The sequence below is a fragment of the Microbacterium sp. HSID17254 genome (genome assembly GCF_003989315.1).
GTDB lineage: Bacteria > Actinomycetota > Actinomycetes > Actinomycetales > Microbacteriaceae > Microbacterium.
The window spans coordinates 41754-66240 of record NZ_RBLT01000007.1; the positions used below are offsets into that span (position 1 = coordinate 41754).

Sequence of the window (24487 nt, forward strand, 5' to 3'; positions counted from 1 at the left end):
CGATGTCCCGCCCCGCCCCCGCACCGACGCCGCCGACCCGCGCGCGCACCCGACGCCACTCCTGGCTGCGGGTGTTCCTGCCCGTCGCCCTCATCCTGGTGTGGCTGGCGGGCGCGTCCTTCGGCGGTCCGCTGTTCGGGAAGGTCGACGAGGTGTCGTCGAACGACCAGACCACCTACCTCCCGGAGTCCGCGGACGCCACGACCGTGCAGCAGCTCCTCGGCGAGTTCACCGACAGCGACGCCATCCCGGCGATCGCGGTGTTCACCTCGGAGGAGGAGCTGACGCCGTCCGAGCTCGAGGCGATCTCCGACGCGGTGGCCGACGCGCCCGACGTGGAGGGCGTCGCGGACGACGTCTCCCCGGCGCTTCCGTCCGAGGACGGCCGAGCCGTGCAGGCCTTCATCCCGATCGACGGCGATGCCGAGCTCAGCGATGCCACCACCGCTCTCGGCGACGAGCTGCGCGCCGCGGTGCCGGACGGCATCACGGTCTACATCACCGGTCCTGCGGGCTTCACGGCCGACCTCGCCGCGGGCTTCGCCGGCATCGACGGCCTCCTCCTCGGCGTCGCCCTGCTCGCCGTGCTCGTGATCCTCGTCCTCGTCTACCGCTCGTTCCTGCTGCCGCTCGTCGTGCTCTCCACGAGCCTGTTCGCCCTGTGCGTCGCGCTCCTCGTCGTGTGGTGGCTGGCGAAGTGGGAGATCCTGCTGCTCAGCGGGCAGACCCAGGGCATCCTCTTCATCCTCGTGATCGGCGCCGCCACCGACTACGCGCTGCTGTTCGTCGCGCGGTTCCGGGAGGAGCTGCGGGTCGCGCAGGACAAGGGCGTCGCGCTCCTCGCCGCGTGGAAGGGGTCGGTCGAGCCGATCGTCGCGTCCGGGGGCACCGTGATCGCGGGACTCCTGTGCCTGCTGCTCAGCGACCTGAAGTCGAACAGCACCCTCGGCCCGGTCGCGGCGATCGGCATCGTGTTCGCGATGCTGTCCGCGCTCACGCTCCTGCCCTCGCTGCTGCTGCTGTTCGGGCGCGCGGTCTTCTGGCCGCGGCGTCCCCGCTTCGAGCCCGAGGTCGTGGCCGAAGAGCACGGCATGCGCACCACCGGGCTGTGGGCGCGACTGTCCGGCCTTATCAAGAAGCGTCCCCGCGTGATCTGGATCGCGACCACGCTCGTCCTCCTCGCCGGCGCGGCAGGGGTCACCCAGCTGGACGCTCAGGGGGTGCCGCAGTCCGACCTCGTCCTCGGGGCCTCGGAGGCGCGCGACGGCCAGGTCGCGCTCGGCGAGCACTTCCCCGGCGGCTCGGGAAGCCCGGTCTCCGTGATCGTGGACGAGGACCGCCTGCAGGACGCCGCCGACGTGCTCCTCGCGAACGATGGGATCGACGGGGTGACCGTCACCGCAGCCGATTCCCCGAGCGGGTCCGCTCCGGTGACGGCGGACGGGATCACGGCCGTCGGCCCTCCGGGGACCCCGGCTCCGGAGCCCACGACGGTCGACGGTCAGGTGCTCCTGCAGGGGACGCTGACGGACGCCGCCGACTCCGCCGCCGCAGCCTCCACCGTGCGCGAGCTGCGCGGAGAGCTCGACGGCCTCGGAGCCGTGGTGGGCGGGGTGACGGCCACCTCGATCGACACGAACGACGCGTCCATCCACGACCGCAACCTCATCATCCCGGTGATTCTCGTCGTGATCATGATCATCCTCATGCTGCTGCTGCGCTCGATCCTCGCGCCGGTGCTGCTGATCCTGACGACGGTGCTGTCCTTCGGCACCGCCATGGGCGTCTCGGCGCTCGTGTTCAACGGCGTCTTCGACTTCCCCGGCGCCGATCCCGCCGTCCCGCTCTACGGCTTCGTGTTCCTCGTCGCCCTGGGCATCGACTACAACATCTTCCTCATGACGCGGGTGCGGGAGGAGTCGAAGCAGCACGGGACGAGGGAGGGCATCCTCCGCGGGCTCTCCATCACCGGCGGCGTCATCACCTCCGCCGGCCTGGTGCTGGCGGCGACCTTCGCGGCGCTGTCGGTGATCCCGATCCTCTTCCTCGTGCAGCTCGCGTTCATCGTCGCGTTCGGAGTGCTGCTTGACACCTTCGTGGTGCGCTCGCTGCTCGTCCCGGCGCTCGCGTACGACATCGGCAAGGCCATCTGGTGGCCGTCGAAGCTGTGGCGGCGCGGCCGGCCCTGACGCGTGCGGAAGCGGGAGTGCCCTCGACAGGATTCGAACCTGCGACCTGCCCTTTAGGAGAGGGCTGCTCTATCCTGCTGAGCTACGAGGGCGCGCAGCCCAGTCTACGGGACCAGGGCTGCGCGTCCTCGCGCCGTCCGTCAGGCGGCGAGGGCGAGGTAGGGCTCCCAGCGAGGATCGCTGCGCTCCACCCCGCGCACCGTCCATGCGGTGCCGTGCGGGGGGCGCGGCGTGAACCGCAGCTGCCACCGCATCTCCTGCGGGGTGCGGTTGCTCTTGAGGTTGTTGCAGCGCAGGCAGCACGCGACGAGGTTCTCCCAGGAGTCCGCGCCGCCGCGCGAACGCGGCAGGACGTGGTCGATCGTCGCGGCCGCCTTGCCGCAGTATCCGCAGCGATGACCATCGCGTCGCAGCACGCCGCGGCGGGTCACCGGGACGCGCCGGCTCGTGGGGACGCGCACGTAGCGGGAGAGGATGATCACCGCCGGGCGGTCGTAGACGCCGTGGGTGCCCCAGACGGGGTCGTCCTCGACGCGTTCGATCACCGTCGCCTTGTCGTTCATGACCAGGACGAGGGCTCTCTTGAAGGACACGATCGCCAGCGGCTCGTATCCGGCATTCAGGACCAGTGTGCGCATTCGTCATCCTCTCGATCCGCCGGGACGGCTTCCCGGCACTCTCGACTCACACGACGTCGTGCAGGAGGAAGAGTGTTCGCAGGGACGAGAAAAGGCGCCGTCTAGAGACGGCGCCTTTCGCGCGCGGCAGGACCGCGGCATTCCTGCGGGCAATGCCGAAGGACGTGACGACCGAGAGCGTCCATGGTTCGGATGCTCGGTGTACGCTCCATCAGCCTCTCCCGCCTGTATGACGACGGGTTCAGGCTAACTCATCCTGCGGGGACCGCGGCGAAACGGGAGGTGAATGACCGAGAACGTGTCCCGCTCAGCCGGCGTTGACGGAGAGCCAGGACATCGGCTCGACGAGGCCGCCGTTGATCCAGACCTCGAAGTGGAGGTGGTTCGCGGTCGAGCGTCCGGTGCTGCCCACGTAGCCGATCAGCTGACCGGCCGCGACCGTCTGGCCGGCCTGCACCTGGCGCGACCCGTACAGCATGTGCCCGTACGTGGTCTGCACGCGCTGACCGCCCACGACGCTGTCGAGCATGACCGCGACGCCGTAGCCGCCGATGCTCTCGGCGGAGGCGCGCACGACGCCCGAAGCGGCGGCGTAGATCGGGGTGCCGGCCGGAGCGAGCATGTCGGCGCCGTTGTGACCGCCGCCCACGGTGCGGCTGACATTCCAGGAGCCGAGGGGCAGCGGATAGCGGACCTCGCCCGAGCCCGGAGCCACGAGCGCGTACCCCGCGGTGTTGAACGTGCCGGAGGAGGGCGTGGAGGCGGACGCGGCGGCGGCTGCGGCGCGGGCGGCGGCGGCTGCGGCCTCTTCGGCCTTCTTCTTCTCGATCTCCTCGGGGGTGGTGGCGCTGAAGGCACCGCGCACGAGCGGGGCGGCCGTGGCCTCCGAGGCGACGACCAGCGACTGCGCGTCGACGGCGGCGAGCTGCTGGACGGTCTGCGCGGTGGCATCCGTCGGCTTCGACGCCGCGTAGGCGGGGAGCGCGACGGCGGCGACGAGGGCGCCGACGGCACCGAAGATCGCCACCGACCGGAGAGGGGCTGCGATCTTCCGAACGCCGACCCGGGCGCCGGAGCGCCGGGCGGGTACTCGGTCTTCAGATGTCTTCGCGGTCGGTTCGATGTCTGCGGCCAAAACGTGGTCCTCCTGAGCCCTCGCACCTCGGGTGGCGCTGGCTCGTCGACACTCTCTGCCCCAGGGCAGGGATGCACTGCTCGGGTTCGAGCGCATCCCTCTCGGGAAGACGACGAGCCGGAAGGCGGATCTTCGCGGTTCGCCCCCAGCGGGCTTCTTCGCTGAGGACCTGACCGAGGTTACCGGAAGATAACGATCATGTCACCCTGGGAAACTGACAATCCTCGGTGAGCCGATCAGGCGGGCTCGCCGACGAGGAAGATGTGCGAGGCGAGCTCGACCGGGAGCTCCAGACCCTCCTCCTTGCCGTCCATCTGGATGAGCACATAGCCCTCGTTGAAGCGGAAGTCTCCGCGCGCGCCCGGGACGACGCCCGCGTCACGCAGCTGCTCCAGGAGCTCGGGGTCGACCTGGGCCGGCTCGGCGAGACGGCGAACCGTCCCCTCGACCGGCTCGCCCGCGGCGTTCAGCCGCTGCACGAGGCCGATGACGCCCTCGTCGAAAGTGCGGGCGGGAAGGTCGCCGAGCTGGTCGAGTCCCGGGATCGGGTTGCCGTACGGCGACTCGGTGGGGTGACCGAGGAGCTCGACGAGACGGCGCTCGACTTGCTCGCTCATCACGTGCTCCCAGCGACAGGCCTCCTCGTGGACGAACGCCCAGTCCAGCCCGATCACGTCGGACAGCAGGCGCTCGGCGAGGCGGTGCTTGCGCATGACGTCGACGGCCTTGCGGCGTCCGGCGTCGGTGAGCTCGAGCGTGCGGTCTTCGGACACCACGACGAGGCCGTCGCGCTCCATTCGTCCGACGGTCTGCGAGACGGTGGGACCGGAGTGGCCGAGGCGCTCCGAGATGCGCGCCCGCAGCGGCACGATGTTCTCCTCCTCGAGCTCGAGGATGGTGCGGAGATACATCTCCGTGGTGTCGATCAGATCCGTCATGTGGCCCTCCGAAAGTTCTTAGGCAAGCCTACATTCCTCCGGCGACATCGGACGGGGCGCAGGCAGGAGGAACGGCGGCGCGATCCCCCTAGAATCTAGCCATGGCGATCGAGATTCCCCGTGACCTCCTGCCCACTGACGGCCGCTTCGGCTGCGGCCCCTCGAAGGTGCGCGGTGCGCAGCTCGAGTCGCTCGTCACGACGGGTGCCTCGATCCTGGGGACCTCGCATCGTCAGGCGCCCGTGAAGAACCTCGTCGGCAGCGTCCGCGAGCAGCTCGCCGCGCTCTTCCGTCTGCCGGAGGGCTACGAGATCATCCTGGGCAACGGCGGGTCGACCGCGTTCTGGGACGCCGCCGCCTTCGGCCTCATCGAGCGCCGCAGCCAGAACCTCGTGTTCGGCGAGTTCGGAGGCAAGTTCGCCAAGGCCGCCGCCGCTCCCTGGCTGGAGGCTCCCGACGTCCGCTCCGCCGAGCCCGGGTCGCGCAGCGCCGCCGAGCTCGTCGAGGGTGTGGACGTGTACGCCTGGCCGCACAACGAGACCTCCACCGGCGTGGCCGCGCCGATCGAGCGCGTCCACGCGGAAGGGGCGCTCACGGTGATCGACGCGACGAGCGCCGCGGGCGGCATCGACCTCGACATCGCGCAGGCCGACGTCTACTACTTCGCCCCGCAGAAGAACCTCGGCTCCGACGGCGGTCTCTGGTTCGCCGCGGTCTCCCCCGCCGCGATCGACCGCATCGAGCGGATCGCCGCCTCCGGGCGGTACATCCCGGAGTTCCTGAGCCTGAAGCAGGCGGTGGACAACTCCCGGCTCAACCAGACGCTCAACACCCCCGCCCTCACGACGCTGCTGCTCCTGGACGACCAGCTGCGCTGGATCCTCGACAACGGCGGGCTCGGCTGGGCTGCGGCACGTACGGCCGAGTCCTCCTCGGTGCTGTACGACTGGGCCGAGGCCTCGGCCGTGGCGACGCCCTTCGTCAGCGATCCGGCGCACCGCTCGCCCGTCGTCGCGACCATCGACTTCGACGACAGCGTCGACGCCGCGGCGATCGCGAAGGCGCTGCGCGCGAACGGCATCGTCGACACCGAGCCGTACCGCAAGCTCGGCCGCAACCAGCTGCGGGTGGCGACCTTCGTCTCGATCGAGCCGGACGACGTGCGTCAGCTCATCCGTGCCATCGACTTCGTGCAGGAGAACCTCGGCGGCTGATCGCCCGGCTCACTCCTCTTCGTCGCCGGCGTCCGCATCGCGGGCGTCGGCGTCGTCGTCCTCAGAGCCGTCTGCCTCGTCGTCCTCGGCTTCGTCGTCCTCGGGCTCGTCGTCCTCGTCGGACGCGTCGTCCTCGGAGTCGTCGAGCTCATCGATGTCCACCCCGTCGAGGTCGCCGGCGTGGAGGATGTCGGAGCCGTCCTCGTCGAGCTCGTCATCGTCGATGCCGTCGTCGTCGAGCTCGCCGTCGGCGTTCTCGTCGTCCGTGTCGGCCTCGTCGTCTCCGCCGCCGGCCGCCGCCTCGGCCAGCTCGGCCTGGTGCGCGCGGTACTCGGCCAGGCGCTCCGCCCACGGCACCCATTCCGGAGCGAGCAGCGCGCCGTCGCCGGGGAGCAGCTCGACCTCGAGGACGGTGGGCTCCTCGTCGTCCACGCGGGCGACCGTCACGGTCCAGTACCAGCCGGGGTAGCCGGGGAGCCGGTTCTCGAAGCGGAGGGAGACGGATCCGTCGTCCTCCGGGATGAACCCGGCAGCCGGGCCGATCGTGGCGGCAGGTGTGATCTCGCGCAGAGCGGAGAGCGCGAGGTCGTGCGCCTCGACGAGACGCGCGTCGGCGTCAGGCTTCGAGGTCATCGGCGACCTTGCGCAGGACGGCCGCGATCTTGCGACCGTGGCTGGAGGAGGGGTAGCGGCCGCGGCGCAGATCGCCGCCGATGCCGTCGAGGAGCTTCACGAGATCCTCGATGATGATGGCCATGTCGTCGGCGGGCTTGCGCTTGGCCTTCGCCAGGCTGGGCGGCGCTTCGAGCACGCGCACCGACAGCGCCTGGAGGCCGCGCTTGCCGTCGGCCACGCCGAACTCCACGCGCGCACCCGCCTTCACCGCGGTGCCGGCGGGCATCGCGGAGGCGTGCAGGAAGACGTCCTGGCCGTCATCGCTGGCGATGAAGCCGAAACCCTTGTCTTCGTCGTAGAACCTGACCTTGCCGGTGGGCATGGGAGAACCTCGCTGGGATCGAAATGCAGAACGGGACGCGCTCGTGCGCGTGCCCCCAGCCTACCGGTCACGGGCGGATCGGAGCGGCTTCCCGGCGTGCGAGTAGGCTGGGGCGGATGAGTACGCAGAGCCGTGGACCGGAGGTCCCCATCGGTCGGATCGACCGCATCCTGGCGTTCACCGCGCTCGGCATCGCCGCGGCGGCGGTGATCTGCTTCTTCGTCATCATCATCGGCACGGCGCTGGGCATGGACCGGGCGGCCTTCGGCGAAGGACTGTGGCCCGTGATAGCCGCGATCCCCTACTGGGGTCTGCCGCTCGCATTCGTCATGATCATCGTGCTGCTGGTGATGAGCTTCGTGCGGAAGGGCCGCGCAGAGTCGCGTCGGTGAGGCCGCACCGATGAGCACGCACGCACGCCCGCTGGCCGATCACCTGGCTGCGGCGAGCGATGACGAGCTGACGGCGCTGCTGAGCGCACGGGGCGTCCGTCCGGATGCCGGATGGCAGGACTTCTTCGACGCCGCGGAGGCGCTGCTGGAGCCGTCCTCGATCGCCCGAGTGCTGCCCGCTCTGACCGCCGCCGAGGCCACGGCGCTTCTCGATGCCGCCTCCGGGAGCGTCGTCGGCGCCGAGCGGGAGCGCCTGATCGCCCTCGCCCTCCTCCGCCCCGACGGCACCCCGCACCCGCCGGTGGCGGAAGCGGTCGCCGGGAAGACCCGCCCCGCGGTGCCGGACGAGACGGCGGCGCCGGCCTCCACGGAGTCCGTGGCCGCACACGCCGCCGAACGCGCCTTCACCACCGTCGGCGCGGTGGCCGACATCCTCCTCCTCGCCAGGGATCAGCCCTTCGCGCTGCTCATGGGCGGCGCCGTGAGCGCGGGGCAGAAACGCCAGCTCGCCGACGCCGGCCTCCCCGTCGAGAGCGTCGATCCTCTGGTGACCCTCGCCGTCCGCGCCGGGCTCGCGACGCCGAGCGATCGACTGCTGCGCACGACGGCCGCCGCGGAGGAGTGGTTGCGCTCTCCCGCGATCGCACGCTGGAGCGTGCTGGCCACGGCCTTCCGCGACGCGCTGCCCCGCGGTGTGCGCACGGAGCCGGGAGGGTGGCTCCCGCTCACGCAGTGGCACCGCGCCCACCCCTGGGACCCGGCCTGGCCGGAAGACGCGGCGCGGCAGCTCGAAGGCGCCCGGCTCCTCGGTCTGGTCGCGGAGGACGGCTCCGAACCCGCCTGGTCCGAGGCCCTGCGGCGCGGCGCGGCGGCTGACCCCTCCGCCCTCGCCGCGCTCCTGCCCGCAGAGGTGGACCGGATCTTCCTCCAGAACGACCTCACCGCGATCGCCCCCGGTCCTCTGCAGCCCGCGCTGGACGTGCGCCTGCGCACCATGGCCCGCCGGGAGTCGGCCTCCCAGGCCTCGTCGTACCGGTTCACCGCGGAGTCGGTGGCGCACGCCTTCGCCGCGGGAGAGGACGAGGCCTCGATCCTGGAGTTCCTCGGCGGTCTCTCGCTCACGGGCATCCCCCAGCCCCTCGGCTACCTCGTCGCGCAGACCGGCCAGCGCCACGGACTCGTGCGGGTCTCCGTGGACGACGAGACGGGGCGCACCCGGGTGGAGAGCACGGACGCGCACCTCCTCGAGGCCATGGCGGTCGACCAGTCGCTCCGCCCTCTCGGACTCACCGCGCACGTCGGCTCGCTGACCACCAAGGTCGGGCAGGACACGGTGTACTGGGCGCTGACGGATGCCCGGTATCCGGCGACCCTCGTCGATCGCGACGGGACCGTCGCGGTGCGCACGCGCCATCCGGCCGCCGTTCCCGACCACGCTCCCGCCCCCGACTACGGACCGCTGATCGCCCGGCTGCGCGAGCACCAGGGCCCCGACGCGGACGCCGCGTGGCTGGACAGGGAGCTGGAGGCGGCGGTGCGCGCGAAGGCCGTGCTGCGGGTGACGGTCGGCATGCCGGACGGATCCACCAGGGATCTCCTCCTCGAAGCCACCGGGATCGGCGGTGGTCGGCTGCGCGGCAGGGACAGGGCGGCCGATGTCGAGCGCACCCTGCCGGTGTCGAGCATCCGCGCCGCGACCGTCGTCCCGACCTAGGCCCCGTGCGGCCAGGGGCCGGTAGACTGGTCAGCTATGTCTGATGGCCCCCTGATCGTCCAGAGCGACCGCACCGTGCTCCTCGAGGTCGCCCACGCCGACGCCGAGAGCGCCCGTCACGAGCTCGCGATCTTCGCCGAGCTGGAGCGCGCCCCCGAGCACATCCACACCTACCGCATCACGCGCCTGGGTCTGTGGAACGCCCGCGCGGCCGGGCACACCGCCGACGACATGCTGGAGACGCTCGACCGCTGGTCGCGCTTCCCCGTGCCGCCCTCCGTCGCGGTCGACCTGCGCGAGACGGTCAACCGGTACGGGCGCCTGGTCATCGAGCGCGACGACGAGGGCGTGCTCATCCTGCGTTCGACCGACCCCGCTGTGCTGGCCCAGGTCGCGAACAACAAGCGCATCCAGCCGCTGCTCATCGGGCACCCCACGCCGGAGACCTTCGTCGTCGACGCATGGGCCCGCGGCCAGATCAAGCAGGAGCTGCTGAAGATCGGCTGGCCGGCCGAAGACCTGGCCGGTTACACCCCCGGCACACCCCACGAGATCGAGCTGGCCGAGGACGGATGGACCATCCGCCCGTACCAGCAGGACGCGGTCGATGCCTTCTCCAAGGACGGCTCCGGCGTGGTGGTCCTCCCCTGCGGGGCGGGAAAGACCATCGTCGGCGCGGGGGCCATGGCCGCCACGAAGACCACGACGCTCATCCTCGTGACGAACACCGTGTCCGCACGGCAGTGGCGGGACGAGCTGCTCAAGCGCACCAGCCTCACGCCCGAGGAGATCGGCGAGTACTCCGGGCAGGCCAAGGAGGTCAAGCCCGTCACGATCGCGACGTACCAGATCCTCACGGCGAAGCGGAAGGGCGAGTACGCGCACCTCGCGCTCCTCGACGCCCTGGACTGGGGCCTCATCGTGTACGACGAGGTGCACCTGCTGCCCGCCCCGGTGTTCAAGCTCACCGCCGACCTGCAGGCGCGGCGCCGGATCGGCCTCACCGCGACCCTGGTCCGCGAGGACGGCCGCGAGGGCGACGTGTTCAGTCTCATCGGCCCCAAGCGCTTCGATGCCCCCTGGAAGCAGATCGAGGCGCAGGGGTTCATCTCCCCCGCCGCCTGCTTCGAGGTGCGGGTCGACCTCCCCCCGGCGGACCGCCTGGAGTACGCGGCGGCGACCGACGACGAGCGCTACCGGCTCGCGGCCTCCGCACCGGCGAAGATCGATGCGGTGCGCGAGCTGATCGCGGCCCACCAGGGCGAGCAGATCCTGGTCATCGGTCAGTACCTCGACCAGCTCGACGCGCTCTCGCAGGCGCTCGACGCCCCGCAGATCACCGGATCCACCCCGGTCGAGGAGCGCGAGGAGCTGTACCGGGCGTTCCGGGAGGGCGACATCTCGCTGCTCGTGGTGTCGAAGGTCGCGAACTTCTCCATCGACCTCCCCGAGGCGTCGGTCGCCATCCAGGTGTCCGGCTCGTTCGGCTCCCGGCAGGAGGAGGCCCAGCGGCTCGGGCGACTCCTCCGCCCCAAGCAGTCCGGCCACACGGCGAGCTTCTACACGCTCGTGGCCCGCGACACAATCGACCAGGACTACGCGCAGAACCGGCAGCGGTTCCTCGCGGAGCAGGGGTACAGCTACACGATCATGGACGCCGAGGCGATCGCCGCCTGAACAGGATCGCGGCGCTCAGCCGTGCATCCTCCCCGGGAGGAGATGCGTCCCGCGGGCGACGGCGGCGGGCGACGCGGTCCGGGTGATCCCTCTCCGGCGCGCCCAGCGGTCTGCGACGACGGCGAAGACGAGCATCGCCGCGGCCGAGCCGAGGAGATCCACCGGCGACCCCGAGGTGGCGTTCGCATCGACCACGGCGACGGAGCCGAGCAGGAAGATCATCAGGTTGTTCACGATGTGCAGCGCGATCGCCGCCTCCAGCCCGCCCGTCCGCCACGTGAGCCAGGCGGCGACGACGGCGAAGAGGCCGACGCTCGCCGCACCCCACACGTCGTAGCCGTGCCCCAGCACGAACAGCGGCACCGGCAGCAGGATCGCGAAGGCGGGGTGCCGGAGCCAGGTCCCGACGAGCTGCATGAGATAGCCGCGGAAGACGTACTCCTCCGCGGCGGCCTGGAACGGGATCAGCACGAGCAGGAGCACCACCATGAGCAGGAGCCCGGGGTGGGAGAAGTCCGGTGTCACCGCATCGCCGAGGGCCGCCGACCAGCCGAGCACCACGGCGAAGTAGACGACGAACACCGCGGACGCCAGCCCGAAGGTCCGACCGAGCCAGTCCATCCGCAGCCGCCCGGTGACCGACGACAGGAGCCCGACGCCTCGCCCTTGAACGACCCGCGAGGCGAGGAGCAGGGCGGGGATCATGAGGATGAGCGGGAGCACGAGCGCCACGAGGAGCCACGGACGGTCCAGCTGGAAGTACGCGGTGGTCCGGAACAGCATCTGCAGCTCGGCGCCCCACCCGGGCACCAGGGCCGACACGACCACGAGCGGCACGACGACGAGCACGAGGATCGCGAGGTAGAACGCGATGCCGAGGAGGCCGGTGAGCAGCGGCTTCCACCACCGGGGGCGCGGGCGGAGGAGCGCCAGACGGTGGTACTCGAGCCCGCGCTCGGACACCTCCGGGGACGGCGCGGACGGGGTGACGGGGGCGGCGGTGGCGTCCTCGATCGAACTCATGCCTCGATCCTCCCCCGGGCCGCCTGTGCGGCACATCCACCCGCCGACGGATCGACCGCATCCACGCCGTTCCGCAGGATAATCAGCCCGCGCATGGCCGAAGTCACCATAATGGGGTCATGACTGCTGCGCGCATCCTGGTCGTCGACGACGAGCCCAACATCCGCGACCTGCTCTCCACGGGTCTCAGCTTCGCCGGGTTCCAGGTGAAGACGGTGGCCAACGGCGCCGCCACGATCTCCGCCGTCCTCGAGGAGGAGCCGGACCTCATCATCCTCGACGTCATGCTCCCCGACATGAACGGGTTCAGCGTGACCAAGCGCCTCCGCGGCGCCGGATTCACCGCCCCCATCCTCTTCCTCACGGCCAAGGACGGCACGGAGGACAAGATCGAGGGCCTGAACGCCGGCGGCGACGACTACGTCACCAAGCCGTTCAGCCTGGACGAGATCGTCGCCAGGGCCCAGGCCATCCTCCGCCGCACGATGCAGGCCGACGAGGAGTCGATCATCCGCGCCGGCGAGCTCTCCATGGACCAGGACACGCACGACGTGCACGTCGGCAAGGAGCCGATCGACCTGAGCCCGACCGAGTTCAAGCTCCTCCGCTACCTCATGCTGAACCCGAACCGGGTGCTGTCGAAGGCGCAGATCCTCGACCACGTCTGGGAGTACGACTTCAACGGCGACGCCGGCATCGTCGAGAGCTACATCTCGTACCTGCGTCGCAAGATCGATCCGCACACGGAGGAGTCGCTGATCCAGACGAAGCGCGGCTTCGGGTACATGCTCAAGGTGGGCAAGACGGTCTGAGACCGTCGAGCCCGCACCCGCCGTCCCCGGACGGCATCGCCGCCGCACGAGGGAGGACCGCATGGCGCACAAGCCGGATGCGGTCACCGCCTGGTGGCGGCGCATCAGCCTCCGCGCCAAGGTCACCGGCGTCACGGTCGCCGTGCTCGCCCTCGGTCTCCTCGTCGCCGGGATCGGGACGGTGCCGCTGCTGCGGAACGCCCTGGTCGAGAACATCAACGCGCAGCTTCCGGCACTGGTGACCAGCGACCTCGTCGACCGGTACTTCGACACCACGACCATCGACGGCGTCACCACGTACACCCCGCGGGACGAGAAGCCCCGCGACTTCTCCTTCGCGATCTACGATGCGGAGGGCGCCCTGCGTGCGACGGCCCCCAGCGCCTCCGGTCGTGCCCCGGTCTTCCCCGCGGAGTACTCCCTGTCGGACGCCCAGGCGAACGAGGATCAGGTGCTCGCCCTCGAGGACACGGACGGCCGGGTCTACCACGCCGCCGCGGCCGTCGTGCAGCAGGAGGGCGACCCGCTGAGCATCCAGATGGTGGCGCTCCCCCTCGCCGAGGCCGACCGCATCATCAGCCAGTACTTCGGGATCTACATCACCATCGCCCTCATCACGATCCTCGTCGCGGCTCTGCTCACCCGCGGCCTCGTGACGCTGACGTTCCGCCGGCTCGGGCAGGTCGAGCAGACCGCCATGTCGATCGCCGCCGGCGACTTCCGGCAGCGGCTCACCGACCTGGAGCCGACCACCGAGGTCGGACGCCTGAACGCGGCCATCAACACGATGCTCGACCGGGTGGATCGCTCCCTGGCCCAGCGCGATCGCACCGTCCAGCACATGCGACGCTTCATCGGCGACGCCAGCCACGAGCTGCGCACTCCGCTCGTCAGCGTCCGCGGCTATGCCGAGCTGTATCGCATGGGCGCGATCAAGGGCGAGGAGGACACCGCCAGGGCGATGGAGCGCATCGAGAAGGAGGCGATCCGCATGGGCGTCCTCGTGGAGGACCTCCTCGCGCTCGCCCGACTCGACGAGGAGCGCGAGCCGCAGATCGTCCCGCTCGACCTCCGCCCCATCGCGCGCGATGCCGCCCTCGACGTGCGGGCCGCAGCTCCGGGCCGCACGATCTCCGTGATCGACCGCACGCTCGAGAACGTCCCGACCACACCCATCCGCACGCCGGTGGTGCCCATCGCCCCGGAGCCCGCGCCGAAGCCGCGCCCCCGCGCCACCCTGTCGCGCCTTCGTCGCCGCGCGCGGCCGCAGGAGCAGCCGCCGGCCATCGACTTCACCGAGGTGGCCGACATCCCGGTGCGGACACCGCCGATCGTGCTCGGCGAGGAGAACAAGGTCCGTCAGGTCGTCACGAACCTCCTGGGCAACGCCCGCCGCTTCTCCCCCGAGGACAGCCCGATCGAGATCGTCGTGGATTCCGACCGCACGGCGGGCACCGCGAGCATCTCGATCGTCGACCACGGCGAGGGTGTCCCGCCGCAGATCCGGGAGCAGATCTTCGAGCGGTTCTGGCGAGCCGACACCTCCCGCGCGCGGGAGACCGGCGGCTCCGGCCTGGGACTGGCGATCGTCGCCTCCATCCTCAAGGCGCTCAACGGCGACATCGCGGTGTCGGAGAGCCCGGGAGGCGGCGCCACCTTCACCGTCACGCTCCCGCTCGCCCCCGCGCGCTCGACCCCGGAGCATCTCCTCGAGGACACGCAGCCGCTGGAGCGGCTCGACGACCTCCCGTAGGCACTCGCTCCTGCACAGACCTCTCGCGGAGCGCACCTTCTCCCGGCTTCCGCACCGGATGCGGGCTCGCCTCTTCGACGGCGCTGCAGCCCCCCGTACCGTCGGAGCTTCCTCGAAGGGAGATCCCATGACCGTCTTCACCGTCGACACCGACGCCGTCCACGCGGCAGAAGCCGCGACCCGCGCCACCATCGAGCGCCTGCGCGCTGAATCCGCCACGCTCATGTCTCAGCTCCGGCACCTGCAGACCGCGTGGGTCGGCACCGCCTCGGCCGCCTTCCAGAGCTGCGCCGAGGAGTGGCAGGGCGCCCAGCAGCACGTCGAGCTCGTCCTGGACGGTATCGGCACATCGCTCGGCGCCGTGGCCACCCAGTACGCCGAAGCGGATCAGTACTCGGCGAGCCTCTTCCGCTGAGGGACGCAGAAAGCCCCCGGCCGGAGCCGGGGGCTTTCTGCGTGAGACGGGGTCTCTGAACCTCTCAGAGGATCAGAAGTCCATGCCGCCCGTGGGGTCACCCGCGGGAGCAGCAGCCTTCTCGGGCTTGTCGGCGACGACGGCCTCGGTCGTGAGGAACAGGCCGGCGATCGACGCGGCGTTCTGCAGCGCGGAACGCGTGACCTTCGCCGGGTCGATGATGCCCTGTGCGAACATGTCGCCGTACTCGCCGCTGGCGGCGTTCAGGCCCTGGCCCGCGGGGAGCTCGGAGACCTTGTTGGCGACGACGCCCGGCTCGAGACCGGCGTTCAACGCGATCTGCTTCAGCGGAGCCTCGATCGCGACGCGCACGATGTTCGCACCGGTCGCCTCGTCGCCCTCGAGCGAGAGAGCGTCGAGCGCCTTCGTGCCGGACTGGATGAGCGCGACGCCACCACCGGGGACGATGCCCTCCTCGACGGCTGCCTTCGCGTTGCGGACGGCGTCCTCGATGCGGTGCTTGCGCTCCTTGAGCTCGACCTCGGTCGCCGCACCGGCCTTGATGACGGCCACGCCACCGGCGAGCTTCGCCAGGCGCTCCTGCAGCTTCTCGCGGTCGTAGTCGCTGTCGGTGTTCTCGATCTCGCGACGGATCTGCGTGACGCGACCCTCGATCTGGTCGGCCTCACCGGCACCCTCGACGATCGTGGTCTCGTCCTTGGTGACGATGACCTTACGCGCACGGCCGAGCAGGTCGAGCGTGGCGTTCTCGAGCTTCAGGCCCACCTCTTCGGTGATGACCTGGCCGCCCGTGAGGATCGCGATGTCCTGCAGCTGCGCCTTGCGACGGTCGCCGAAGCCGGGAGCCTTGACGGCGACCGACTTGAAGATGCCCTTGAGCTTGTTCAGCACGAGCGTCGCGAGAGCCTCGCCCTCGACGTCCTCGGCGATGATGACGAGCTCCTTGCCGTCCTGGATCACCTTGTCGACGATCGGCAGGAGGTCCTTGATGTTGGAGACCTTCTGGTTCGCGATGAGGATGTACGGGTCCTCGAAGACGGCTTCCTGGCGCTCCGGGTCCGTGACGAAGTACGGGTTCAGGTAGCCCTTGTCGAAGCGCATGCCCTCGGTGAGCTCGAGCTCGGTGCCGAAGGTCTGCGACTCCTCGACGGTGACGACGCCCTCCTTGCCGACCTTGTCGATGGCCTCGGCGATGAGCTCGCCGATCGCGGGGTCGGCGGCGGAGATGGAGGCGGTCGCGGCGATCTGCTCCTTGGAGTCGATCTCCTTCGCCGTGCTCAGCAGCTCCTCGGTGATCGCGGCGACGGCCTTCTCGATGCCGCGCTTGAGGGAGATGGGGTCGGCACCGGCCGCGACGTTGCGCAGGCCTTCGCGGACCAGGGCCTGGGCGAGGACCGTGGCGGTCGTCGTGCCGTCACCGGCGACGTCGTCGGTCTTCTTGGCGACCTCCTTGACGAGCTCCGCGCCGATCTTCTCGTACGGGTCGTCCAGCTCGATCTCCTTGGCGATGGAGACACCGTCGTTCGTGATCGTGGGGGCGCCCCACTTCTTCTCGAGCACGACGTTGCGACCACGCGGGCCGAGGGTCACCTTGACCGCGTCGGCGAGGATGTTGAGGCCACGCTCGAGGCCGCGGCGGGCCTCCTCATCGAAGGCGATGATCTTTGCCATGAGTTTTGTCGTCCCTCCTGGACGTAGACGGTGGGTTTAGCACTCAGAGTGAGAGAGTGCTAACGCCATTCTGGCACTCGACACCATCGAGTGCAAGCCGTGCGATCCGAGAGGGAGACGGGCGTCAGGGCGCGGGAGTCTCGGGCACCGACGCGGCCCGGTCGACGCCGATCACGATCGTGAGCTGCTTCTGGCCGTCCTCGGTCTGACCCGCGTAGTAATCGCTCTGCTGCACTTCGGCACCGCCGACGACGCCGGCGAGGCCCATGGCCGCCTCCTCGTCCTCGGCGCTGACGTAGTAGACGGTCGTCGTGGCGAAGTCGTCGCTCTCGCTGTCGCTGGCGAGCACCGTGTCCGCCGCCCAGCCGGCGTTGATGAGGGTGTCGCGCATCTGGTCGTCGAGGCCGTTGTCCGGGGTCGCGTTGAGGATCAGCACCGAGTAGGTCGGGTCGATCACCCCGGTCTCCTCCGGCGTGGCGACCGCGGACGGCGCGGCATCGGGGAACAGCTCGATCCGCCCCATGACGGCCAGGGCGCCGAAGATGCCGGCGATGATGAGCACGAGGGCGGCGACGAACGACCACAGCAGCACGACCCAGCCGTTCATGCCCGGGGCTTCGGCGCGGTGCGCTCCTACGCGTCCGGTGGAACGGGGGACCTCGTCGAAACGGTCACGGGGGGGCTTGGACACCCCTCGATGCTAGCGGCACGTCCCTGGCAAACCGGTCCGCGACGGGCCCGATCCATGCGGTCGGCGTCCGCTCAGCCGGTGAAGCCGGGGATCCGCGCGGCCCGTCTGGCGCCGCGGGCGTCGCGGAGCCGACGCAGCCGCCGCACGAGCATCGGGTCGAACTCGAGCGCGGCCTCGGAGTCGATCAGCCGCCCGAGCAGCTGGTAGTACCGCGCCGCGCTCATGCCGAGCCTGCTGCGGATGACCTCCTCCTTCATGCCGCCGTGGCGGGGCCAGGCGGCCTCCAGGGCGAGGATCGCGCGATCGCGCTCCGTGAGGTGGTCTGCGGACATGCCCTCAGATTAGGTCGTCGGACGGCGATCCCCGGCGCGCCACTCCCACCACGCGCCGAGCGGATCCGCGGCGGCGCGCACGCGGCCGTCGTGCGCGACGACGAAGCCCGGCCAGGTCTCGGCGGCGACCGGTAGCTCCCACACGTCGAGGAGGCCGGGAGGGTCGATCGTGACCCAGTGCGCCGGCAGTCCCGCGATCGTCGCGATGAGCTCCGACCGCTCCGCCCGCGGGATGTGCACCAGCACCCCCGGGGTCGTGATGACCAGAGTGGCGTCCGCCGGAGCCGACGCCGCCAGATGGTCCAGGTGGGCGGCCGCGTCGCCGGCGACGAGGAGCGGAGGGTCGGCGGCGACGATGTCGAGCGCGGCGGTGATGCGCTGCTCCCTCCCCTCCTCCCCCGGCCACACGAGTGCGCGGAGCCAGCGCCGGTCGTCGGCGGCCGCCGCGTCCAGCGGGGCGAGGTCGATACCCGCGCGCCACACGACCTCGGGCAGGCGCAGCGGCGGCAGGTCTCCGGACACGGTGCTCTCCAGCAGCACCGTCGAGGGGCCGTCGAGCGGATCGAGGGCGCGGCGGACGCGTCCTTCTCCGTCGGTGAAGCGGAACGAGTAGCGATCGGGGTAGAGGCACAGGCCCGCCGCGGCGCCGATCTCCAGCAGTGCGATCGGCCCGTCGATCTCGGAGAGCACGGGCAGCAGAGCGGCGGTCCGCAGAGGTTCGTTGGTCTGCAAGGCGCGCCGGGTGCACTCGGCGACGAGCCGGTCAGCCTGCGCGAGGACGAACTCACGCCACTCCCGGTACGGTCCGTGACCGGCGCCGAGCAGGCGGGACACGGCGAAGACGAGGGGCGGCTGGCGTCGGGTCGGCGGGATCCGTCGCAGAAGCTCCCTGATCTCCGGGTCGGCGGCGACCCCGGCCGCCCACTCCGCGTACAGCGCGCTGCGCCCAGGAGCCTCCGTCGCCGCGAATCGGGCATAGCGCTCCTGCACGGCGTCGGTCATGCGTCCATTCTGACGCGAAGCGCCACCGGCGCTCCGCACGAGAGAGAATGGAGAGGACTCAGGAGGACACGATGCCCTACAGCGTGAACAAGACCGAAGACGAGTGGCGCGACGAGCTCGGCGAAGAGCAGTACGCCGTGCTGCGCCAGGCGGCGACCGAGCGCGCCTGGACGGGTGAGCTGCTCGATGAGGAGCGCGCCGGCCTCTACACCTGCGGCGCCTGCGGTGCGGAGCTCTTCAAGAGCGGCACCAAGTTCGACTCGGGCTGCGGCTGGCCGAGCTTCTACGAGTCGGTCCGGCCGGATGCGGTCGAGCTGCTCGAGGACGACAGTCTCGGCATGGTGCGCACGGAGGTCCGCTGCGCGACCTGCGGTTCGCACCTCGGCCACGTCTTCCCGGACGGCTTCGGCACCCCCACCGGTGACCGCTACTGCATGAACTCGATCGCGCTGAACTTCACGCCCGACGAGTCGTGAGCGCCCTCGACGCCGTCCGCGCACGGCAGTCCTGGTCGAAGGTCGGCGACACCGCCCCGGGGCGCGAGGAGCTGGTGACGCTCGTCGGCGCCGCCGGCCGCGTCGCCGACCATTCCTCGCTGCGCCCCTGGCGTCTGATCGAGCTGCGCGGCGCGGACCGCGAGGCGCTCGGTGCCGCGATCGCCGAGGCTCAGGGAGACGCGGAGCCGTCGACGAAGCCGCTGCGGGCTCCGCTCCTCATCGCGGTGGTCGCGAGCTACCGTCCGAGCGAGAAAGTGCCGCGCTGGGAGCAGGAGGCGGTGGCCTCCGGCGTCGCGCATGTGCTGAGCCTGCTGCTCGATGAGGCGGGGTGGGGCGTCATCTGGCGCACCGGACACTACACGCGCTCAGAGCCCGTGGCGCGAATGCACGGGCTGGGCCCCGACGAGGAGCTCCTCGGCTGGCTCTACGTCGGCGCGAAGCCCGAGGGCAAGAGTCCCGGCAGGCGCAAGACGGTCGACGCCCGCGCGCTTCTCACCCGGCCGCCGAAGCTCTCTCCGGAGGAGCGCGCGGCAGCCGAGGCGGCGGCGCAGGAGGCCGAGAGGAAGAAGGCCGAGAAGGCCGAGAAGAAGGCCCGCAAGAAGGCGAAGAAGAAGGCGAATAAGGCCGCGAAGGCCGCGAAGAAGAGCCGCTCCTAGAGCCGGCGTCGACGCCAGGGCACCGCGACCAGCACCGAGCCCACCGCCACGATGACCATCGCGATCACCTGCCACAGCGCCGGTCCCGCCTGCGCCGGCCAGAGCAGGTCGATCACGACGGACGTCACGAGCTGCCCGAGCACCGATCCCAGCCCCATGAGCAGCACGCCCGTGTGCGCGACGATGAAGGCGCCGAGCAGGATGTAGCCCGCACCGAGGAAGCCGCCGAGGTAGAGCCAGGGCTCGGTCGGCAGCGCGGCCGGCCACCCCCGCACGGCGACGCTGGTGCCGGCGGCGACCGCCAGGACCAGGGTTCCCGCGATGAAGCTCATCAGGGTGGCGGCGATCGGCGACTGCACGCGCTGGGCCAGCCGACCGTTCGTCGCGGCCTGCCAGGCGATGCCGACACCGGCGGCGAAGGGCAGCACCAGCATCCACAGCGGGGCGGTCGCCAGCACATCACCCGAGAGGGAGATCCCCACCGCGGCGAGCGCGAGCACGCCGCCCATCACCCGGCCGGGGGTCACGGCCACGACGCCCGCCGGCCCGAAGCCGATGCGGTCGAGGACGAGGCCGTGCAGGGTCTGCCCTGCCACGACACCCACCGTGAAGAGGGAGACGCCGAGGATGCCCGCCGTCAGCCCCTGGGTGGAGACGGTGAGAGCGCCGCAGGCTCCGCCGAGGAGCATCCAGAACGGGATGCTCCGGTCGCGGATGCCGCGGCCGAGGCGCGCGGCACCACCGCGCGCCGAAGGCAGGAAGGAGATGACGACGGCGAGGGCCACGAGCCCCACCGCGAAGGACAGGAAGCCGGCGACGATGCCGTTGTCGACGCGCACGCCCAGGACCCCGTTGATGCGCGCCTGGATCGCGGTCATGACCCCGATCGCGACGGCTCCCCCGAGCGCCAGAGGGGCGGGGAGGCGGCGGGCGGGAGTCACCTCTCGACACTATCGGAGCCTCCGCGGGCACCTGTCCTCCACGGCGCCGTCCTCCCGGAGGACGATCGCACCGCACCGGGGAATCGTCCTCCGGGAGGACGCGCCGCGCCCCGACGGTCCGTAGCGTGGGGACCATGATCACCGCAGAAGGCCTCACCAAGAGATTCGGGGACAAGACCGCCGTCGACGGCGTGTCCTTCACCGTGCAGCCGGGGACCGTCACCGGCTTCCTCGGACCGAACGGCGCAGGGAAGTCGACGACCATGCGCATGATCGTCGGGCTGGACCGTCCGTCGGCCGGCCGGGCGACCGTCGCCGGCCAGGAGTATCGCAAGCTCCGGGCGCCCCTCACCGAGGTCGGCGTGCTCCTCGATGCCAAGGCCGTGCACACCGGACGGACCGCACGCGACCACCTCCGGGCCATGGCCGCCACGCACGGCATCCCGACGTCGCGCGTCGACGAGGTCATCGAGCTCGCCGGCATCGGCGCGGTCGCCCGCAAGCGCGCCGGGAAGTTCTCCCTCGGCATGGGGCAGCGCCTCGGGATCGCCTCCGCACTGCTCGGCGACCCGCACACCCTCATCCTCGACGAGCCGGTCAACGGCCTCGACCCGGAGGGCGTCCGCTGGGTGCGCCAGTTCGTCCGGCATGCCGCCTCCGAGGGCCGGACGGTCCTGCTGTCCAGTCACCTCATGAGCGAGATGGCGCAGACCGCGGACCACGTCATCGTGATGGGACGGGGCAAGGTCCTCGCCGACGCTCCGCTGGCCGAGCTGGTGCGCTCCTGGACGACGAACCGCGTGCGCGTGCGGACACCCCGCCCGACCGACCTCGTGGCCGCGGTGGGCGGTCCGGACGTGGAGATCGTCAGCGCCGCTCCCGATCTGCTCGACATCGCGGGGCTCCCGGCAGCCCGCATCGGCGACCTCGCCGCGGAGCGCGGGATCCCGCTGCACGAACTCACCCCGACCACCGGATCCCTCGAAGAGGCCTACCTCGCCCTCACCGGCGACGCCGTCGAGTACCGCACGAAGGAGCTCTCATGACCGCCGCCCCCGCCGTGACGACCCCGGCCGTCGCGCCCCCTGCCGTCGACTCGGGTCGGCGCCTCACCTTCGCACGCGCCGTGCGCGGCGAGGCGATTAAGCTCATCACCCTCCGGTCGACGTGGTGGTCCATCGCGATCGCCGCCGTGCTGACGATCGGCATCGCCGTCCTCATCGCCCAGGCGATCGATGCCCCCGGGTTCGACCCGATCCAGGCCGTCGTCATGCCGATCCAGTTCACGATGCTGCTCGCCGGCATCATCGGGGCGATCTCGGTCACCGGCGAGTACTCCACGGGCATGATCCGCTCGACGCTGACCGCCGACCCGATCCGCGGGTCCGTGCTGCTGGCGAAGGCCCTCGTGCTCGCGGGCTTCCTGTTCCTGTCGTCGCTGGTCATCTTCGGCGCCGCGGCGGCCGCCGTGTCCGCCGTGGTCGCAGGACGGGAGCAGCGCATCGACTGGTCGGACCCCGCGGCCTCCGTCCTGCCGATCGTGGTCGCCTCCCTCGCCATGGCCGTCTTCGCGCTGATCGGCGTGGCCTTCGGCTTCATCCTGCGCTCGGGTGCCGGAGCGATCGCGGCGACGGTCGGTCTGCTGTTCGTCCTGCCGATCGTCGCGAGCTTCTTCGCGATGGCGGGAGAGGCCTGGGCCTGGGTGATCGACGCCTCCGCTTACCTCCCCGTCGCCGCCGCGCAGAGCGCGATCCTGCCCGGTGACACGGCGACGCTGGATGCGCCGGTCGCCTTCCTCACCCTCGGCTGCTGGGTGGTCGGCGGTCTGCTGGCCGCGTGGGCCGTCCTTCGCACGCGCGACGCGTAGGAGACCGGGTGCCGGCGAAGCGACGCGGAACGGACACGGTCCGGGAGGACGAGGGGCTGCGGCTCCCTCGTCCTCCCGGCCTGTTCCGGCGTTTCTGGGCGCGCCATCCCGTCCTCGCCGACGTCCTGCTCACCCTGCTCTGTATCGTCCTCACGATCACACCCGCCGCGCGCGTCGACGATGCCGACCGCGGCCACGTCGGGCTCGTGCTCGCCGCCCTGCTGCCGCTCTGCGTGGTCGCCGCCTCCGCCACCCTGCTCTGGCGCCGACGGAAGCCGTGGCTCCCGGCGATCGCGGCGATCCTGCTCGAGGTCTTCCTCCTGTTCACCGCGCTGCCGGGGAGCAGCCCGCTGCTGCTGTTCGCCGGCTACTCCCTCGCCGTCTACCGTTCCACCCGTGCCGCGTGGACAGCTTTCGGCATCGGCGTCGCCGCCAGCGCCTCGGGAGCCGGGCTCCTCCTCTGGTCCGGCATCTTCACACTCCAAGAGGCGGTCAACGCCCTGCTCGGCACGGTCGTGCTCGGCCTGATCGGCACCCTGATCGGCGCGAACGTCGGCAACCGGAAGCGCTACCTGGACGCCGTCATCGACCGCTCCCGGCAGCTCCTCGTGGAGCGCGACCAGCAGGCGCAGCTCGCCGCTGCGGCGGAGCGGGCGCGGATCGCACGCGAGATGCACGACATCGTGTCGCACTCCCTGACCGTGGTCGTGGCGCTGTCCGAGGGAGCGGCCGCCACCCCGGACCGCGAACAGGCGCGCGCGGCGGCCACCTCTGCGGCGGACACCGCCCGCAGCGCGCTCACCCAGATGCGGGCGATGCTCGGGGTGCTTCGGGACGACGACGCCCCGCTCCTCCTCGCGCCGGTCTCGCCCGCATCCCCGCAGGAGACCGTCGCGGCCGCGCAGCGGACCGGGTATCCGGTGACCCTCGCCACCACCGGCCACGCGGACGTCTCGTCCGACGTCGCCCACGCGCTCGGCCGGATCGTACAGGAGGGGCTGACGAACGCGATGCGGCACGCGCCGACCGCGACCGCCGCATCCGTGCGACTCGAGTACACGCCCGCGTCCGTGGTCGTCGAGATCGTCAACGACGGCGTCGCGGGCTCTCCGGGCGAGGGAGGCTTCGGTCTCCGGGGTCTCCAGGAACGCGCCGCCCACGTCCACGGCACACTGGAGTCGCGGCCGGACGGTGCGGGCCGATGGATCCTTCGCGCCGTGCTGCCGACAGAGGACGAGAACAGATGACATCACCCATCCGCGTGCTCCTGGTCGACGACCAGGAGCTGATCCGCCTGGGGTTCCGCATGGTCCTCGAGGCGGAACCCGACATCGTCGTCATCGGGGAGGCCGTCGACGGGAGGGCGGCGATCGCGCAGAGCGCCGCACTCGCCCCCGACCTCGTGCTCATGGACATCCGGATGCCGGAGCTCGACGGGATCGCGGCGACGACCGCCATCGTCGGCGCGCATCCCGAGACGAAGGTGCTCGTCCTCACGACCTTCGATCTGGACGAGTACGCCTTCGGCGCGATCCGGGCCGGTGCCAGCGGGTTCCTCCTGAAAGACGCCCAGCGCCAGGAGATGCTCTCCGCCGTCCGTGCCGTCCATCGCGGAGACGCCGCGCTGGCGCCGCGGGTGACCCGCGTGCTGTTGGAGCACGTCGGCTCGCAGCTCGGAGCCAGCGCTATCGACGAGGTCGACGACGCCGGGTACCGCTCCCTGACCGAACGCGAGCGCGAGGTGTTCATCGCGATCGGCCAGGGGCTCACGAACGCCGAGATCGCGGCGTCGCTCTACGTCGGCGAGTCCACGGTGAAGACGCACGTCGGGCGGATCCTGTCGAAGCTCGGGGCGCGGGACCGGATCCATGCCGTGATCCTCGCGCACCGGCTCGGCCTCGTCGGTCGGTGA

24 protein-coding genes, 1 tRNA gene and 1 pseudogene are annotated in these 24487 nt (G+C 71.1%); 14 read left to right on the plus strand and 12 right to left on the minus strand.

All coding sequences use genetic code 11. From position 1 onward, the window contains the following. Positions 1-2: 2 nt before the first annotated feature. Positions 3-2189, plus strand: a complete 2187-nt coding sequence (locus D8M34_RS05440; RefSeq protein ID WP_126893361.1) for an MMPL family transporter — start codon at positions 3-5, stop codon at positions 2187-2189. 18 nt (positions 2190-2207) lie between these two features. Here the strand turns inward: D8M34_RS05440 and D8M34_RS05445 are convergent. The 4 genes from D8M34_RS05445 to D8M34_RS05460 all read right to left on the minus strand — a co-directional run bounded on the left by D8M34_RS05445 (position 2208) and on the right by D8M34_RS05460 (position 4900). Beyond that, positions 2208-2281, minus strand: a tRNA-Arg gene (locus D8M34_RS05445). Positions 2282-2329: 48 nt separating this feature from the next. Next, entirely contained in the window at positions 2330-2827 is a 498-nt protein-coding gene (locus tag D8M34_RS05450) for an HNH endonuclease (protein ID WP_025105538.1), read from the minus strand. A 307-nt stretch (positions 2828-3134) separates the two neighbouring features. Then, positions 3135-3962, minus strand: coding sequence for a M23 family metallopeptidase (locus D8M34_RS05455; RefSeq protein WP_025105537.1), 828 nt, complete (start codon positions 3960-3962; stop codon positions 3135-3137). Between the two features lie 236 nt (positions 3963-4198). After that, positions 4199-4900, minus strand: coding sequence for a metal-dependent transcriptional regulator (locus tag D8M34_RS05460; RefSeq protein WP_025105536.1), 702 nt, complete (start codon positions 4898-4900; stop codon positions 4199-4201). A 101-nt stretch (positions 4901-5001) separates the two neighbouring features. Here D8M34_RS05460 and serC point away from each other — a divergent pair, with 101 nt between their 5' ends. Next, the gene (serC, locus tag D8M34_RS05465) at positions 5002-6114 is read left to right on the plus strand and encodes a phosphoserine transaminase (RefSeq protein WP_126893362.1); all 1113 of its coding nucleotides are present in this window, start codon (positions 5002-5004) and stop codon (positions 6112-6114) included. 9 nt (positions 6115-6123) lie between these two features. Here the strand turns inward: serC and D8M34_RS05470 are convergent, their stop codons facing one another. Together D8M34_RS05470 and D8M34_RS05475 are read right to left on the minus strand one after the other, a co-directional pair. Then, positions 6124-6747, minus strand: a complete 624-nt coding sequence (locus D8M34_RS05470; RefSeq protein ID WP_025105534.1) for a DUF3027 domain-containing protein — start codon at positions 6745-6747, stop codon at positions 6124-6126. Continuing rightward, positions 6731-7111, minus strand: coding sequence for a cold-shock protein (locus tag D8M34_RS05475; protein WP_025105533.1), 381 nt, complete (start codon positions 7109-7111; stop codon positions 6731-6733). Before D8M34_RS05475 ends, D8M34_RS05470 begins: the two co-directional genes overlap by 17 nt. Positions 7112-7227: 116 nt before the next feature. Here D8M34_RS05475 and D8M34_RS05480 point away from each other — a divergent pair, with 116 nt between their 5' ends. The 3 genes from D8M34_RS05480 to D8M34_RS05490 are packed head-to-tail and all read left to right on the plus strand — an operon-like array spanning position 7228 to position 10894. After that, positions 7228-7503 carry a multidrug ABC transporter ATPase gene (locus D8M34_RS05480; protein ID WP_126893363.1) on the plus strand — a complete coding sequence of 92 codons (276 nt, stop codon included), beginning with the start codon at positions 7228-7230 and terminating at the stop codon, positions 7501-7503. Positions 7504-7513: 10 nt separating this feature from the next. Further along, entirely contained in the window at positions 7514-9217 is a 1704-nt protein-coding gene (locus D8M34_RS05485; protein WP_126893364.1) for a helicase-associated domain-containing protein, read from the plus strand. A 36-nt stretch (positions 9218-9253) separates the two neighbouring features. Beyond that, the gene (locus tag D8M34_RS05490) at positions 9254-10894 is read left to right on the plus strand and encodes a DNA repair helicase XPB (protein ID WP_025105530.1); all 1641 of its coding nucleotides are present in this window, start codon (positions 9254-9256) and stop codon (positions 10892-10894) included. Between the two features lie 15 nt (positions 10895-10909). Here D8M34_RS05490 and D8M34_RS05495 read toward each other — a convergent pair whose 3' ends face one another. After that, positions 10910-11917, minus strand: coding sequence for a CPBP family intramembrane glutamic endopeptidase (locus D8M34_RS05495; protein ID WP_161973036.1), 1008 nt, complete (start codon positions 11915-11917; stop codon positions 10910-10912). 119 nt (positions 11918-12036) lie between these two features. Here D8M34_RS05495 and D8M34_RS05500 point away from each other — a divergent pair, with 119 nt between their 5' ends. The 3 genes from D8M34_RS05500 to D8M34_RS05510 all read left to right on the plus strand — a co-directional run bounded on the left by D8M34_RS05500 (position 12037) and on the right by D8M34_RS05510 (position 14897). Further along, positions 12037-12729, plus strand: coding sequence for a response regulator transcription factor (locus D8M34_RS05500; protein WP_025105529.1), 693 nt, complete (start codon positions 12037-12039; stop codon positions 12727-12729). Between the two features lie 61 nt (positions 12730-12790). After that, positions 12791-14482, plus strand: coding sequence for a sensor histidine kinase (locus tag D8M34_RS05505; RefSeq protein ID WP_085606199.1), 1692 nt, complete (start codon positions 12791-12793; stop codon positions 14480-14482). Between the two features lie 127 nt (positions 14483-14609). After that, the gene (locus tag D8M34_RS05510) at positions 14610-14897 is read left to right on the plus strand and encodes a WXG100 family type VII secretion target (RefSeq protein ID WP_085606201.1); all 288 of its coding nucleotides are present in this window, start codon (positions 14610-14612) and stop codon (positions 14895-14897) included. A 72-nt stretch (positions 14898-14969) separates the two neighbouring features. Here D8M34_RS05510 and groL read toward each other — a convergent pair whose 3' ends face one another. From groL to D8M34_RS05530, 4 genes are all read right to left on the minus strand, one after another. Continuing rightward, the gene (gene groL / locus D8M34_RS05515) at positions 14970-16589 is read right to left on the minus strand and encodes a chaperonin GroEL (protein ID WP_025105526.1); all 1620 of its coding nucleotides are present in this window, start codon (positions 16587-16589) and stop codon (positions 14970-14972) included. A 124-nt stretch (positions 16590-16713) separates the two neighbouring features. Beyond that, complete coding sequence (locus D8M34_RS05520) at positions 16714-17280, minus strand: LytR C-terminal domain-containing protein (RefSeq protein ID WP_238695603.1); 567 nt, start codon at positions 17278-17280, stop codon at positions 16714-16716. 71 nt (positions 17281-17351) lie between these two features. Next, positions 17352-17612: a DUF3263 domain-containing protein gene (locus D8M34_RS05525; RefSeq protein ID WP_085606204.1), complete on the minus strand. Its 261-nt coding sequence runs from the start codon at positions 17610-17612 to the stop codon at positions 17352-17354. Positions 17613-17621: 9 nt separating this feature from the next. Next, on the minus strand, positions 17622-18614 hold the full coding sequence (locus tag D8M34_RS05530; protein WP_126893366.1) for a DUF2332 domain-containing protein: 993 nt from the start codon (positions 18612-18614) through the stop codon (positions 17622-17624). A gap of 71 nt (positions 18615-18685) precedes the next feature. Here D8M34_RS05530 and msrB point away from each other — a divergent pair, with 71 nt between their 5' ends. Next, positions 18686-19090 carry a peptide-methionine (R)-S-oxide reductase MsrB gene (msrB, locus tag D8M34_RS05535; protein ID WP_025105523.1) on the plus strand — a complete coding sequence of 135 codons (405 nt, stop codon included), beginning with the start codon at positions 18686-18688 and terminating at the stop codon, positions 19088-19090. Next, positions 19087-19689 (plus strand): annotated as a pseudogene (locus D8M34_RS05540) (nitroreductase family protein); the annotation flags it as partial. The gene msrB and the pseudogene D8M34_RS05540, both read left to right, overlap by 4 nt. Positions 19690-19763: 74 nt before the next feature. Here the strand turns inward: D8M34_RS05540 and D8M34_RS05545 are convergent. Beyond that, positions 19764-20678 (minus strand): DMT family transporter, encoded by a 915-nt coding sequence (locus D8M34_RS05545; RefSeq protein WP_036293476.1) that lies wholly within the window; start codon positions 20676-20678, stop codon positions 19764-19766. Positions 20679-20842: 164 nt separating this feature from the next. Between D8M34_RS05545 and D8M34_RS05550 the strand changes: the two genes are divergently transcribed. The 4 genes from D8M34_RS05550 to D8M34_RS05565 are packed head-to-tail and all read left to right on the plus strand — an operon-like array spanning position 20843 to position 24487. After that, positions 20843-21754 (plus strand): ABC transporter ATP-binding protein, encoded by a 912-nt coding sequence (locus D8M34_RS05550; protein ID WP_025105520.1) that lies wholly within the window; start codon positions 20843-20845, stop codon positions 21752-21754. After that, positions 21751-22575: an ABC transporter permease gene (locus D8M34_RS05555; protein WP_025105519.1), complete on the plus strand. Its 825-nt coding sequence runs from the start codon at positions 21751-21753 to the stop codon at positions 22573-22575. Before D8M34_RS05550 ends, D8M34_RS05555 begins: the two co-directional genes overlap by 4 nt. Before the next feature lie 8 nt (positions 22576-22583). Next, complete coding sequence (locus D8M34_RS05560) at positions 22584-23822, plus strand: sensor histidine kinase (RefSeq protein WP_238695604.1); 1239 nt, start codon at positions 22584-22586, stop codon at positions 23820-23822. Beyond that, positions 23819-24487, plus strand: a complete 669-nt coding sequence (locus D8M34_RS05565) for a response regulator (protein WP_126893368.1) — start codon at positions 23819-23821, stop codon at positions 24485-24487. The genes D8M34_RS05560 and D8M34_RS05565 overlap by 4 nt, the downstream gene beginning before the upstream one ends.

Bases quoted from the DNA above. Each gene is read 5' to 3' on its own strand.
- D8M34_RS05480 (WP_126893363.1), top strand. From the start codon at position 7,228: ATGAGTACGCAGAGCCGTGGACCGGAGGTCCCCATCGGTCGGATCGAC.
- D8M34_RS05565 (WP_126893368.1), top strand. From the start codon at position 23,819: ATGACATCACCCATCCGCGTGCTCCTGGTCGACGACCAGGAGCTGATC.
- D8M34_RS05500 (WP_025105529.1), top strand. From the start codon at position 12,037: ATGACTGCTGCGCGCATCCTGGTCGTCGACGACGAGCCCAACATCCGC.
- D8M34_RS05490 (WP_025105530.1), top strand. From the start codon at position 9,254: ATGTCTGATGGCCCCCTGATCGTCCAGAGCGACCGCACCGTGCTCCTC.
- D8M34_RS05470 (WP_025105534.1), bottom strand. From the start codon at position 6,747: ATGACCTCGAAGCCTGACGCCGACGCGCGTCTCGTCGAGGCGCACGAC.
- serC (WP_126893362.1), top strand. From the start codon at position 5,002: ATGGCGATCGAGATTCCCCGTGACCTCCTGCCCACTGACGGCCGCTTC.
- D8M34_RS05485 (WP_126893364.1), top strand. From the start codon at position 7,514: ATGAGCACGCACGCACGCCCGCTGGCCGATCACCTGGCTGCGGCGAGC.
- D8M34_RS05555 (WP_025105519.1), top strand. From the start codon at position 21,751: ATGACCGCCGCCCCCGCCGTGACGACCCCGGCCGTCGCGCCCCCTGCC.
- D8M34_RS05550 (WP_025105520.1), top strand. From the start codon at position 20,843: ATGATCACCGCAGAAGGCCTCACCAAGAGATTCGGGGACAAGACCGCC.
- groL (WP_025105526.1), bottom strand. From the start codon at position 16,589: ATGGCAAAGATCATCGCCTTCGATGAGGAGGCCCGCCGCGGCCTCGAG.
- D8M34_RS05525 (WP_085606204.1), bottom strand. From the start codon at position 17,612: ATGTCCGCAGACCACCTCACGGAGCGCGATCGCGCGATCCTCGCCCTG.
- D8M34_RS05460 (WP_025105536.1), bottom strand. From the start codon at position 4,900: ATGACGGATCTGATCGACACCACGGAGATGTATCTCCGCACCATCCTC.
- D8M34_RS05510 (WP_085606201.1), top strand. From the start codon at position 14,610: ATGACCGTCTTCACCGTCGACACCGACGCCGTCCACGCGGCAGAAGCC.
- D8M34_RS05475 (WP_025105533.1), bottom strand. From the start codon at position 7,111: ATGCCCACCGGCAAGGTCAGGTTCTACGACGAAGACAAGGGTTTCGGC.
- msrB (WP_025105523.1), top strand. From the start codon at position 18,686: ATGCCCTACAGCGTGAACAAGACCGAAGACGAGTGGCGCGACGAGCTC.
- D8M34_RS05505 (WP_085606199.1), top strand. From the start codon at position 12,791: ATGGCGCACAAGCCGGATGCGGTCACCGCCTGGTGGCGGCGCATCAGC.
- D8M34_RS05440 (WP_126893361.1), top strand. From the start codon at position 3: ATGTCCCGCCCCGCCCCCGCACCGACGCCGCCGACCCGCGCGCGCACC.
- D8M34_RS05450 (WP_025105538.1), bottom strand. From the start codon at position 2,827: ATGCGCACACTGGTCCTGAATGCCGGATACGAGCCGCTGGCGATCGTG.
- D8M34_RS05495 (WP_161973036.1), bottom strand. From the start codon at position 11,917: ATGAGTTCGATCGAGGACGCCACCGCCGCCCCCGTCACCCCGTCCGCG.
- D8M34_RS05530 (WP_126893366.1), bottom strand. From the start codon at position 18,614: ATGACCGACGCCGTGCAGGAGCGCTATGCCCGATTCGCGGCGACGGAG.